The sequence below is a fragment of the Paraburkholderia oxyphila NBRC 105797 genome, assembly GCF_000685075.1.
Lineage (GTDB): Bacteria > Pseudomonadota > Gammaproteobacteria > Burkholderiales > Burkholderiaceae > Paraburkholderia > Paraburkholderia oxyphila.
The window spans coordinates 15,174-27,481 of record NZ_BAYD01000001.1 but is presented as its reverse complement, the minus strand read 5'-3'; the positions used below and the strand labels follow the sequence as shown (position 1 = coordinate 27,481).

13 protein-coding genes and 1 tRNA gene are annotated in these 12,308 nt (G+C 65.7%); 9 read left to right on the top strand and 5 right to left on the bottom strand.

Going from position 1 to position 12,308, the window contains the following annotated elements; all coding sequences use genetic code 11:
• Position 1 precedes the first annotated feature (1 nt).
• Positions 2-1,231 carry a transglycosylase SLT domain-containing protein gene (locus BO1_RS00150; protein WP_028215799.1) on the bottom strand — a complete coding sequence of 410 codons (1,230 nt, stop codon included), beginning with the start codon at positions 1,229-1,231 and terminating at the stop codon, positions 2-4.
• 557 nt (positions 1,232-1,788) lie between these two features.
• Between BO1_RS00150 and BO1_RS00145 the strand changes: the two genes are divergently transcribed.
• From BO1_RS00145 to BO1_RS00135, 3 genes are all read left to right on the top strand, one after another.
• Complete coding sequence (locus BO1_RS00145; protein WP_028215798.1) at positions 1,789-3,384, top strand: UbiD family decarboxylase; 1,596 nt, start codon at positions 1,789-1,791, stop codon at positions 3,382-3,384.
• Between the two features lie 128 nt (positions 3,385-3,512).
• On the top strand, positions 3,513-4,988 hold the full coding sequence (locus tag BO1_RS00140; protein WP_245643671.1) for an NAD-dependent succinate-semialdehyde dehydrogenase: 1,476 nt from the start codon (positions 3,513-3,515) through the stop codon (positions 4,986-4,988).
• A 147-nt stretch (positions 4,989-5,135) separates the two neighbouring features.
• Positions 5,136-5,810 (top strand): LysE family translocator, encoded by a 675-nt coding sequence (locus tag BO1_RS00135; RefSeq protein ID WP_028215796.1) that lies wholly within the window; start codon positions 5,136-5,138, stop codon positions 5,808-5,810.
• Between the two features lie 107 nt (positions 5,811-5,917).
• Here BO1_RS00135 and BO1_RS00130 read toward each other — a convergent pair whose 3' ends face one another.
• Positions 5,918-6,217, bottom strand: a complete 300-nt coding sequence (locus BO1_RS00130; protein ID WP_028215795.1) for a hypothetical protein — start codon at positions 6,215-6,217, stop codon at positions 5,918-5,920.
• A 1,076-nt stretch (positions 6,218-7,293) separates the two neighbouring features.
• Here BO1_RS00130 and BO1_RS00125 point away from each other — a divergent pair.
• The 5 genes from BO1_RS00125 to trmB all read left to right on the top strand — a co-directional run bounded on the left by BO1_RS00125 (position 7,294) and on the right by trmB (position 10,064).
• Positions 7,294-7,614 (top strand): EthD family reductase, encoded by a 321-nt coding sequence (locus BO1_RS00125; RefSeq protein WP_028215794.1) that lies wholly within the window; start codon positions 7,294-7,296, stop codon positions 7,612-7,614.
• 80 nt (positions 7,615-7,694) lie between these two features.
• A complete protein-coding gene (locus BO1_RS00120) occupies positions 7,695-8,258 on the top strand; it encodes a YggT family protein (protein WP_028215793.1) in 564 nt (187 codons plus the stop codon).
• A 79-nt stretch (positions 8,259-8,337) separates the two neighbouring features.
• Positions 8,338-8,412 (top strand) — tRNA-Gly (locus BO1_RS00115).
• A 300-nt stretch (positions 8,413-8,712) separates the two neighbouring features.
• Positions 8,713-8,922: a hypothetical protein gene (locus BO1_RS00110; RefSeq protein WP_028215792.1), complete on the top strand. Its 210-nt coding sequence runs from the start codon at positions 8,713-8,715 to the stop codon at positions 8,920-8,922.
• 317 nt (positions 8,923-9,239) lie between these two features.
• On the top strand, positions 9,240-10,064 hold the full coding sequence (gene trmB / locus BO1_RS00105; protein WP_028215791.1) for a tRNA (guanosine(46)-N7)-methyltransferase TrmB: 825 nt from the start codon (positions 9,240-9,242) through the stop codon (positions 10,062-10,064).
• Positions 10,065-10,160: 96 nt separating this feature from the next.
• On the opposite strand, the gene BO1_RS00100 is transcribed toward trmB, so the two are convergent.
• From BO1_RS00100 to BO1_RS00090, 3 genes are all read right to left on the bottom strand, one after another.
• Positions 10,161-11,015 (bottom strand): undecaprenyl-diphosphate phosphatase, encoded by an 855-nt coding sequence (locus BO1_RS00100; RefSeq protein ID WP_028215790.1) that lies wholly within the window; start codon positions 11,013-11,015, stop codon positions 10,161-10,163.
• Positions 11,016-11,110: 95 nt separating this feature from the next.
• Complete coding sequence (locus BO1_RS00095) at positions 11,111-11,626, bottom strand: DUF1439 domain-containing protein (protein WP_245643673.1); 516 nt, start codon at positions 11,624-11,626, stop codon at positions 11,111-11,113.
• A 181-nt stretch (positions 11,627-11,807) separates the two neighbouring features.
• Entirely contained in the window at positions 11,808-12,098 is a 291-nt protein-coding gene (locus tag BO1_RS00090; RefSeq protein WP_043283454.1) for a YkgJ family cysteine cluster protein, read from the bottom strand.
• Here BO1_RS00090 and BO1_RS60890 point away from each other — a divergent pair.
• The gene (locus tag BO1_RS60890; RefSeq protein ID WP_245643675.1) at positions 12,035-12,244 is read left to right on the top strand and encodes a hypothetical protein; all 210 of its coding nucleotides are present in this window, start codon (positions 12,035-12,037) and stop codon (positions 12,242-12,244) included. The genes BO1_RS00090 and BO1_RS60890 overlap by 64 nt on opposite strands.
• Positions 12,245-12,308: the final 64 nt, after the last annotated feature.

The window sequence follows — 12,308 nt, the reverse complement described above, 5'->3', positions numbered from 1 at the left end:
CTTACGCGCCCAGTTCGGGCTGGCTGTGCTTCTGGGCCGCCGTGCTGGCGCCATTGCTGGCGTCGTCCTGTTCGGGCGCCGCCTTGTCGGACGTGGCGGACTTGTCCACCAGCGCATGCGCGTTGTCGAGCGTCACGTGCACGCGTTTATCGCCGTTCACGCTCGCCACCTTCTGCACCGGCGCGCTGGCCGTGGTGGTGGGCGCCTGAGGCGCATTGATCGGCACGTTGCGGCCGCGGGCCACGTCGCGCAGACGCATACGTTCGGCCATCACCTTGGCGCCGTAGCCGCCGTCGTCCGGCGAGGTCGAGCCCACGTACAAACGAAGGCCGCCCGGCAGCGAGCCGCCGCGCGCGATGCAGTCCTTCAGGACCAGCGCGCCAACCTTGATGTTCGCGAGCGGATCGAGCGCCGCGCGCTGGCCGCCGAAGTACTGGAACTTGTCCGAGTGGACCTTCGACATGACCTGCATGAGGCCCTTCGCGCCCACCCCGCTCTCGGCGTACGGGTTGAAGCCCGACTCGATCGCCATGACCGCGAGCAGCAGCAGCGGATCGAGACCCACTTCACGGCCGGTGTCGAAGGCGGCCTGCACGAGCTCGCCGACCGGCTCCTGCGCCACGCGATAGCGGCGCGCGATATAGGTGGCGACGAGCGCCTGCTCGCGCGCCGAAACCAGCACGCGGTCGTCGCGGGCGTCGGGCGCGATGCGCTGCGACGGGATCATGCGCGCCAGCGTGCCGACGCTCGGCAGCGAACGCGGATCGAGACCGTTGAGCGTGACCGCGTCGAGCGTGGCCATGCCGCCCTTGGAGACGCTGTTCGCGACGTGGTCCACCGTGCCGTTCGAGCCGCCGGTCGCCACATCGGCGCTCGTCGCGTTCCCGCGAGGCGCACCGGCGTCGGAAAGCAGCGCCGTGGGCAGGGTCGCACCGTCGGCGTTGCCGTCTTCGTCCGTTCCGGCGTTGGGCTGCGGGAACGCGGGCAGCGGATTGCCCTGCAGCAGACGCGCGGGACCCGCCTGCACGGCAGCAGTGACAAAGGGCATCATGCGTGCGGCCAGCGTGCCGCGCCACGAGGGCAGCAACCAGATGGCGAGCGCGACCAGGACGGCGCAACCGCCGACAATGCTGAACAAGTGGTGGCTCAGACGCGTGCCACGTCGCAGCAGCGCACGCAGCCCCGGAGCGAGACGCTCGTCGGCGCGCCACCACGATAACCAGGTATTCATCTAACAGATCTCCCCATGTTGCATGATCCGGCGACCGAAGTCGGCGCGAGGCCCATTGGCAATCGCAGGATCAAGACACCGCGCGCCCTGGCTAGTGCGGCAGCGGCGTCGGGAAAACGGCAAGAACGCCGTAGGTGGAACTCCTCCCGAACTACTGGGCACGCCTTGGGCGCGCGTGGGGAGTTCTCACGCGAACAGCCGGCGCAAAGAGGCGCCGGCGAAGACAACCAATCTAGACCGTGAAGAGCCGTGCAGGGAATCGGCTAAACGGCGACGCGTTGCGTCTGAAGGACCGGGACGGTGGCTAAAAATTGCAAGCCCTGCAACCAGTGTGGACGGATTCTAGCAGGCTCTAATAGATCGTCAACACTATAGAATGTCAAATCTATAACTAATTGTAATGATGAACAGTGTTCAATCCGGGCAGACCCACGTACCAAGCGCGTCTGCGGCCGGTTACCCAATATGACTGACAGCGTGCGTCAAGTAACACAGGTAAAATCGACAATCGTCTTGCCTCTGCACCCGCCGCGCGCTGCGGCTCCGACCCTATCCTGATGAAATACAAAGACTTGCGCGACTTCGTCGGTCGCCTGGAGACGCTCGGCGAATTGCGCCGTGTGCCGCAGCCTGTCTCCCCGGTGCTGGAAATGACCGAGCTCTGCGACCGCGTGCTGCGCGCCGGCGGCCCCGCCCTGCTATTCGAGAGCCGCGCGACCCATGCGTTCCCCGTGCTCGGCAATCTTTTCGGCACGCCGCGGCGCGTCGCGCTCGGCATGGGCATCGACGCGCCCGAGAGCGCCGGCGACGGCGCGGCGCTCGAGTCGCTGCGCGACGTGGGGCGCCTGCTCTCCGCACTGAAGGAACCCGAGCCGCCGCGCGGCCTGAAGGATGCGGGCAAGCTGCTCACGCTTGCCAAGGCCGTCTGGGACATGGCGCCCAAGACCGTGAGCGCCCCGCCCTGCCAGGAGATCGTCTGGGAAGGCAGCGACGTCGATCTTGCGAAGCTGCCCATCCAGACCTGCTGGCCCGGCGACGCCGGTCCGCTCATCACCTGGGGCCTCACGGTCACGCGCGGACCGAACAAGACGCGCCAGAACCTGGGCATCTACCGCCAGCAGCTGATCGGGCGCAACAAGCTGATCATGCGCTGGCTCGCGCACCGCGGCGGCGCGCTCGATTTCCGCGAATTCGCGCTGCACAACCCTGGCAAACCTTACCCGGTTGCGGTCGTGCTCGGCGCCGACCCGGCGACCATCCTCGGCGCCGTCACGCCGGTGCCCGACACGCTCTCCGAATACCAGTTCGCGGGCCTCCTGCGCGGCGGGCGCACCGAGCTTGCGAAATGCCTCACGCCCGGCGTCGACACGCTCCAGGTCCCGGCGCGCGCGGAGATCGTGCTCGAAGGCTTCATCTATCCGCGCGATCACGTGCAAAACGGCGCTCATGAACCCGCACCGGCGCCCGCAGGCGCACCGCCGCGCCCCACGAAAGGCGCGAGCGCCGCGTACGAGCACGCGCTCGAAGGCCCCTACGGCGACCACACCGGTTATTACAATGAACAGGAGTGGTTTCCTGTCTTCACGGTCGAGCGCATCACGATGCGGCGCGACGCGATCTATCACTCCACGTATACAGGCAAGCCGCCCGACGAGCCGGCCGTGCTCGGCGTCGCGTTGAATGAAGTGTTCGTGCCGCTGCTGCAGAAGCAATTCCCGGAGATCACCGACTTCTATCTGCCGCCCGAAGGTTGCAGCTACCGCATGGCGATCGTGCAGATGAAGAAGAGCTACCCCGGGCACGCAAAACGCGTCATGTTCGGCGTGTGGAGCTTCCTGCGCCAGTTCATGTATACGAAGTTCATTGTCGTGGTCGACGACGACGTGGACATCCGCGACTGGAAGGAAGTGATCTGGGCGATCACCACGCGTATCGATCCGGCGCGCGACACGGTGCTCGTCGAAAATACGCCGATCGACTATCTCGATTTTGCATCGCCGGTTGCGGGCCTCGGCTCGAAAATGGGCCTGGACGCCACCAACAAGTGGCCCGGTGAAACGGACCGCGAATGGGGCCGCGCCATCGAGATGACCCAGGACGTGAAGACGCGCGTCGACCGGCTTTACGAAGAACTCGGACTCGGGCGCGCTTGAGGATCGCGGGCTTGCGGCCCGCCACGCTGCCCGCTGATTTGCCGCACATCCGCGACGCCTTCGCGACGCCGCGCTCACCGCGATACGGCCCGCTTCGGGCCGCGCCGCTCACGCATTGAGGAGACACGATGATGAGCCTGTCCGCATCCGAACGCCTGACGCAACTGAAGGATCCCGCACTCTTCAAGACGCGCGCCTGGATCGACGGCGAATGGAGCGGTGGCGCGGCCACTTTCGCCGTGCTCGACCCCGCCGACAACACGGAAATTGCCCGCGTGCCCGACTTCGGCGCCGCCGAGGCGCACCGTGCCATCGCCGCCGCGCACACCGCGCTGCCCGCCTGGCGCGCGAAGACCGGCAAGGAGCGCGCGACCGTGCTGCGCCGCTGGTTCGACCTCGTGATCGAGCACGCCGACGACCTCGCCGCGATCATGACCGCCGAGCAGGGCAAGCCGCTCGCCGAGGCGCGCGGCGAAGTGCTCTATGGCGCCTCGTTCCTCGAATGGTTCGCCGAGGAAGCCAAGCGCGTGAACGGCGACGTGCTCGCGAGTCCGGCGGCCGACCGCAAGCTCGTCGTGCTCAAGCAGCCGATCGGCGTATGCGCATCGATCACACCGTGGAATTTCCCGGTCGCGATGATCACCCGCAAGGTCGCGCCCGCCATCGCCGCGGGCTGCACGATCGTCGTGAAGCCCGCCGAGCAGACGCCGCTGTGCGCGCTTGCGCTCGCCGAGCTCGCGCAGCGCGCGGGCGTGCCAAGAGGCGTATTCAACGTCGTCACCGCCGATTCGGCCAATTCGATCGAGGTGGGCAAGGCGCTCTGCGAAAGCGACATCGTGCGCCACCTCTCGTTCACGGGCTCCACGCCGGTGGGCCGCATTCTCATGCAGCAATGCGCGCCCACCGTGAAGAAAATCGCGCTTGAGCTCGGCGGCCACGCGCCCTTCATCGTGTTCGACGACGCCGACATCGACGCTGCGGTGGAAGGCGCCGTGATCTCGAAATACCGCAACGCGGGCCAGACCTGCGTGTGCACGAATCGCTTCTACGTGCACGACAAGGTCTATGACGCGTTCGTCGAAAAGCTCGCCGCCGCCTCGCGCAAGATCAAGGTCGGCAACGGCTTCGAGGACGGCATCAACCAGGGACCGCTGATCGACGACGCCGCCGTTGCGAAGGTGACGCAGCACATCGGGGACGCAACATCGAAGGGCGCGAAGCTTGTCGCGGGCGGCAACGTGGTGGAAGGCCGTTACGTCGAGCCGACCGTGCTCGCCGAAGTCACGCGCGACATGCTGATCGCACGCGAGGAGACTTTCGGCCCGGTCGCCGCCGTATTCCGTTTCAGCGACGAAGCCGAAGTGATTGGCCTCGCAAACGACACCGAGTTCGGCCTCGCATCCTACTTCTATAGCCGCGACATCGGCCGCGTGTGGCGCGTGGCGGAAGCGCTCGAGTACGGCATGGTCGGCATCAACACCGGGCTCATCTCGAACGAGGTTGCGCCGTTTGGCGGCGTCAAGCAGTCGGGGCTCGGACGCGAAGGCTCGAAGTACGGCATCGACGAATATGTCGAGCTGAAGTATCTCTGCATGGGCGTCTGAGCGAGCCGCTCAGGTGCCACACCCGTACCACTGAGCGCCGTTCGAACCGCTTACCCCGAAGCGGCCAACGAGCGGCGCACGCACGCCGCACCGCCCATCACGCATCCCTCGCGCCGGGCGGCGCGGCACAACAACAATCAACGTTACATGCCTCACCTTTCCCTGCTCTCCGACGGCTTTTTTCTGTCGCTCTCGCTGTGCCTCGACATCGGCCTCGTCAACGTCGCGTGCATCTCGCTCACGCTCTCGCACGGCTTCAGGCCGGGCTTCTGGCTCGGTATCGGCTCCTGTTTCGGCGATCTGGCCTACGCCGCGCTCGCGCTTGCCGGGATGGCGGCGCTGCTGCAATTCGATGCGGTGCGCTGGGTCGTGTGGATCGGTGGCGCAGCCCTCTTGCTGATGCTCACCTGGAAGATGGCGCGCGAAGCGCTCAATCCGGATGCCGCGCCGCCGGTGGAAGGCAACGCCGACGGCGCCCTGCCCAAGCCCAACCCGCTGCGCAGCTTCGCGCGCGGTGTGCTGCTCGCCATGTCCTCGCCTAGCGCGATTCTCTGGTTCGCTGCCGTGGGCGGCGCGCTCATCGCGAAATCGGGCGCCACGACCGCGGGCTCCGCGGCCGTGTTTCTCGTGGGCTTTTTCCTGGGCGGACTGGGCTGGACGCTGTTCCTGTGCGGCCTCGCAAGCCATGGCCGCAAGCGTGCCGGCGCGGGCTTGCTGCGCGCATGCCACGTGCTGTCGGCATTGCTCTTCGCGTACTTCTCATACAGCGTGATCGTGCACGGCTACCGCGATCTGATCGTCCAGACTACAGGCGCCGCGTGACGAGTGCCTGAAAAGCAAACGGCGCAACGCGGCATGAGCCGGCGTTGCGCCGTTGCGGAAAACTTCTGGCGGGTGGCGGCTGCGCCACCCGGCATCATCCGTCGAGCTTAGTGGCGGTACCAGCCGCCGTGATAGCCACGGTAGTAGCCATGATGGCGCCAGTACGGATGGCCGTAGTAGCCATAGCCATAACCGCCTACGACGACTGCGGGCGGCGGCGCATAGACCACCGGCGGCGGCGCATAGTACACGGGCGGCGGCGGTGCGTAGACCGGTGCAGCATAGACCGGATAAGCCGGTGCAACGGGAATGCCAATACCGATACCCACCGAAACGTGCGCCTCGGCTGCGCTGACGAGCCCCACACCCAGCACAGCGGCAACGATAAACGAAACGGTCTTTTTCACTTCTCTTCTCCTGGCGGCCGACGACGGCGTCGCTCCACATGACGGGCACAGCCCACACATGGACTCTATCTAAAACGGAGGCCGCCAAAGGTTGCCATTTGTTGCAAATTGCAATCGCAGATGCAGGCTTCTTGACGCTGAATCAAGGCGATGGCGCAAACTTCTGACGACGAAAGGCCCAAACGGCAGTGCATCGAGCCTTGCAGGCCACCGAGGTGGATCACCCGGTCATAGTTACCGACAACATCGCACCCGACGCCAAAAAGGCAGGTAATGTTTCATTACAAATTGGTTGGGGCGGCGTGCTCGCGGGCCTGAAACGACGATGCCCGGTCCATGGACCGGGCATCGTCGTGATTGCAACAGCGCGAGCAGCGGCGCTATCCGACTTTCACGTAGGTGAACTCGCGCGTGACGTTGGGCGGAACGTACGCGCCGCTAATCTGTACGCGCGGCGTTAGACGCTTCCTCTGATCCCACCAGCGGCGACGCTGATGGGGCGTGAGAAACCGCAGATGCTTTCGGTAAGCGAAGATGCTCATGGTGACCTCCCGAATCGGACAACCGACAGGAAACAACCCAATTGCACGACAGCAACAACGAAACCGGAGCCATAGAAGCATTGTGCGCAGGTTTGCGAACAACGACCGCGGTGTTGCGAGATAGCCGCAGGTGCGTGACATATCGCGTGGGACCTGTTAGTCGCGCGGTCCCCGTGCTGCACAAAGGCGGTCATTCCGCACGCCTCGAGCGCCGCCACGCGGGCGGCGGCCTGTGCTCGCCGGCCGGATCCCATGCCTTGCCACACGCTCGCCGCCGCTCTTCGCATCCTTTTTAATCGGAGCACGCCGTTGCATCGGTACGTCAGCGAACATTGCGCGGTGTGGGGCCTTGCACGAGCGCCTCAACTCACTTTAGCCTCTGGCCGGAAAAACAACTGGAATCCTGCGTGCACCGAGTGGGCAGCCGACGCCTCGCACCCGCACTGGCAACGCGTAAGCCGTGGTAATGTGGCAACGGCGCGCGCACGCCTGCTGCAAGCGGCGCGCATCGGGATTCATCGACAGGAACGCACAATGATCAAGGTCAGCATCCTTTATCCTTACCGCGAAAACGGCCGATTCGACACCGAGTACTACGCCGAGCGGCATATGCCGCTCGCCGCGCAGCTCTTCGGGGACACGCTCAAAGGCTGGTCGATCGACATCGGGATCAACGCGGGGCCGCCGGGCACGCCGCCGCCCTACGTCGCAGCCGGGCATTTCCTGTTCGACACGCTGGATGACTTCTACGCCGTGTTCAAGCTGCATCAGAAAGTGCTCGTCGACGACATTCCCAACTATACCGACGGTGGCAATGGCACGATCCTGATCAGCGAAATCAAGGTTTCCGTCTGATTCGCGCCGCGGGCCGCGGACCACACGCCCAGAACCTGCGGCCACGCACCGTCACTCATCACAAGAAGGAAAAAACACCGATGTTCGGCGATATCGCCCGCTTTTTGCTCAACACGATTTTCACGTTGTTCGGCGCCGCCCTGCTGCTGCGCGTCTGGCTGCAGTTCGTCCGCGTTCCGCCCTACAACCCGGTGACGCATGCCATCCAGCAAGCGACCAACTGGCTCGTGCTGCCGCTGCGCCGCGTGATTCCCGGCGTGCGCGGCATCGACTGGGCCGGGGTCGTCGCCGCGCTGATCGCCGCCATCGTTTACGTGCTGCTGATGGTATGGCTCGCGGGCGTCGATCCGCTCGGTCTGTTGCCCACGCTCCTGATCGTCGCCGTGCTCACGCTCGTGAAGTGGGCGCTCAATCTGCTCATCTGGCTCACGATTCTGATGGCGCTGCTCTCGTGGCTGAACCCGCGCTCGCCTGCGATGCCCGTGCTGTTCCAGCTCACGGCGCCGTTCCTGAATCCCATTCGACGCGTGCTGCCGAACTTCGGCGGCCTCGACCTCTCGCCGATTCTGCTGTTCGTCATCGTCCAGGTGCTGCTGATGGTTGTCACGCGCGCGGCGGTCTCGCTCACCCTGTTCGGAATTTGACGCCGCGCCGCGTCCCGCGGCAACGCGGGACGCGCGCGATTGCACAACCCGGTGAATTCCGCGTAAAATGGCGCGCTCTGCGGGCGTCGTATAATGGCTATTACCCCAGCTTCCCAAGCTGGAGACGTGGGTTCGATTCCCATCGCCCGCTCCACGAATTCACATCGCGGCCTCATGCATGATTGCAAGGCGCTGCGGCATCTCTCCAGTCGGCCGATCCTTCCGGCGTCCCGGCTTCCCTGAGATTCGTAATCGCGTCGTCACGCCACTATCCTCTGGCGGGCAGTGGCCATGGGCCGCTCCAGCGATTTCCCCAGATCCGCCGCTGCACGATTCGCTGCAGACCGGCTTGTCGATGCGCTAGCATCAGCACTTGCAGGCGGTGTATCCCCGCGGCCGCCCCGTGTCTTACCCTGTGCATCCGCGCAGGCCGTTATCGATGGAACGATTTTTCATGTCTCGCCGCAGTGCGATCGCGCTAATCGTGAAAGCACGCGCCACGCTGCTGGCCAATACCAACGAGCAGCTGTCCGCCGACGCCCAGCATCACGAGGCCCTGGTGGCCGATCTCACGCGCCTGCTGTTCGATGTGCGCGCAGGCCGCGTCGACGCGTTCGAGCTGAAAGTGCCCACGCCCATGCACGTGACGGTGGCAGCGGGCTGAATCCGCCCGCCGGAGAGCCCGCGAGGCCCCGCGCCCCGCCAGACCGCTTAAAGCCCCGCAGGGCCACGCTGCTATAATGCGCGGCGGCTTCGCAACCGGGCGCGGCGTCGCGCCGGGTTTGCCCGAAGCGGCTCCGGCCAGCTGCGAGCGGCGGCGATCTGCAGCCATGTGCCCCGCACCGCCGCCAGCGTCCACGCGCGAGCCTTCCGTCCAACGCGGCGCGAACGTTTGAACGCCGCTATCCGGGTGACACTGCGCGCCATGCCGACAGTGCCCGACGCCGCGAAGCCCGCTGCCCTCACCTCCCGTCCTCGAAGATGAACCACGATCCGAACGACGCAGCCCGCACTGGCTGCACGCCGCCCGCCAACGCGGATGACCACGCCGCGACCCCGTCGCAGGAAACGGCTGCGCCCGATACCGCGGCTGAAGACGCTCAGGCGAGCCCCGCGAGCGCTGATGATGGCCTGCACCTGCGCCGCATCCGCAGCTTCGTGACGCGCGCCGGGCGCGTCTCGACCGGTCAGCGCCGCGCACTCGACGAACTCGGCCCGCGCTTTGTGGTGCCCTACACGCCCGAGGCCGCCAACTGGGACGCCGTGTTCGGCCGCCACGCGCCGCGCGTGCTGGAGATCGGCTTCGGCATGGGTGCCAGCACCGCGGAGATCGCCGCGCTGCGCCCGGACGACGACTTTCTCGGCGTCGAGGTGCACGAGCCGGGCGTGGGCGCGCTGCTCAAGCTGGTGGGCGAGCAGAACCTCACGAACATCCGCATCATTCAGCACGACGCCGTGGAAGTGCTCGAACAGATGATCGCGCCCGCGAGCCTCGACGGCGTGCACATCTTCTTTCCCGATCCGTGGCACAAGGCACGCCACCACAAGCGCCGCCTGATCCAGCCGAAGTTCGTCCAGTTGCTCATCTCGCGCATGAAGCCGGGCGCATACCTGCACTGCGCGACCGACTGGCAGAACTATGCGGAACAGATGCTCGAAGTGCTGGGCGCCGAGCCCGCGCTCGAGAACACGGCCGCCGACTACGCGCCGCGCCCCGACTATCGTCCGGTGACCAAGTTCGAGCGCCGCGGCCTGCGGCTCGGACATGGCGTATGGGATCTGGTGTTCAAGCGCCGCGCGAGCTGACGCTTCGCCGGCAAGTACGACCATCAAAACAAACGGGCGCCGCGGCGCCCGTTTTGCTTTCCGGCGACGCCGCCTGCGGCGTCGCTGCGTGTCGTGTTACTGCCAGTCGAGCCCGCCGCCATAGCCGAACAGCAGGATCACGAGCCCGAACGCGATGCGATACCAGGCGAACACCGTGAAATCGTGCGAGGCGATGTAGCGCAAGAGCCAGCGCACGCAGGCGAACGCGCTGATGAAAGCGGCGACGAAGCCCACGCCAAAGAGCCCGAGCCAGTCGGCCGAGAGCGTCTGCCAGGTCTTGTGCATTTCGTAGACGGTCGCCCCGAAGATGATCGGAATCGCGAGGAAAAATGAGAACTCGGTGGCCACGCGCCGCTCGATGCCGAACAGCATCCCGCCGATGATCGTCGAGCCCGAGCGCGACATGCCGGGAATTAGCGCACAGCATTGCGCGCAGCCCACCTTGAGGGCGTCGAAGAGCGAGATGTCGTCGAGCGAATTCACGCGCGCAGGCGGCGGCGCCTTGCCGGCCCCGGCCCCCGCTCCCGCGCGCCGGCGCCCTTCCACCCACAGGATGATCAACCCGCCCGCGACGAGCGCGAACGCGACCGGCACCGGCGAGAACAGCACCGACTTGATCGCCTTCTCGAACAAGAGGCCGAGCACCACGGCAGGAATCGTCGCGACGACGATGTTGAGCGCGAAGCGCCGCGCGTCGGGCCGCGTGGGCAGGCCCGTCACCACGGCGCCGATCTTGCGGCGGAACTCCCAGCACACGGCGAGGATGGCGCCCAGCTGGATCACGACGTCGAAGGTCTTTTCGAACTCGCCGTCGAAGTTGAGCACGCTACCCGCCACGATCAGGTGCCCGGTGCTGGAAACCGGCAGAAATTCCGTCAGCCCCTCGACAATGCCTAGAATCAGGGCCTTGCACGTCACAATCCAGTCCATCCCCACTCCCCTTGCGGAAAAATTTGCGTCGGGGGGACCGTACGGCACTTGCGCGCCCGCCCGCCGACGGCTGCGCGCGGCGAGCTTCCTGTCGCTTATTTCTCGACGATCTGCACGCGTATGCCGTTTGTAAGGATAGTGATTGTACCGGGTTCGTAATTGACACCGGCAAACTGGAGTTGATCCGGCTTGAACGTGTAGATGGGATAGTTGGTCAGCAGCTGGGTAGCGGCCACGGCGGCAACGGCGTTCACCTGCTGCGCATAGATGGCAGCGCCGCCCGCCATATCGACGCTGTCGACCGTGGGCGACCTCAGGATGACCGAGCGGCTCGGCGCATCGTAGGCGAGCTCGCTCGAGAGCGTGAACACGCCGCTCACCGGCTCCTGCATCAGCGGACTTTCGAGATGCGCATCGACACGGACGGCCACGCGGTTGCGCTCGGGAAGCAGGGTGACGACCGGGTTCGCGAGCGTCACATCGAAAAGCTGCTGCACCGAGCGGTGGTACGGGAACTTGCGCTGCACCGCGCCCTGCACCTGTTGCTGCGAGAAGGTGTAGTGATCGGGGATGAAGGGAAAGATGCCGGACGCGCAGGCGCCGAGCGACATCGCCGTGCAGGCCGCCGCACAGGCCGAGAGCACGAAAGCCCGTCGCGCGGCGCGAGGCGCGTCGGGGTTGCGCGAAGGGGAAGAAGCGCGCGTCGCGCGTCGGATCATGCGAAATCTCCTTAATGGACGATGCGGGGACGACCGGGGGAACGACGGGTTTCAGCGGGCCCAAGCGGCACAACTAAGGCTTGGTGGCGGCTTCGAGACGCTCGATCCAGATGAGCGCCTCCTCGCGTGAGGCGCCACACATCTCGGCCTGCGGCTGCAGACCCGAACAGCACGCGGGACGCAACGGCGAGCCGAATATTTTGCACTGCAAGTCCTCGTCGAGCTGCACGCAGCGCACCCCCGCGGGCTTGCCATGCGGCATGCCGGGAATCGGGCTCGAAATGGACGGCGCGATACAACATGCGCCGCAACCGCGGCGGCATGCATGCGCGGACGCGGGAAAAGGGAAACCGGCACTCACCACTGCTTCCTGAAACCAGACTGTTACAGATTCAAAAAAAAACCATCGCCCGGCGCAACCGCGACCACGGCAAACAACACTTCGCATTGTGCCATCGCAAGATGCGACCTTTTTACACAAACATCCTGATCAACGGACTCTTACACTGAACTTATCAGGCGCATCAAGATGCCCCGCCCTGGATGCCGCGAGGCGCACCGCGGGTGCCGCGCC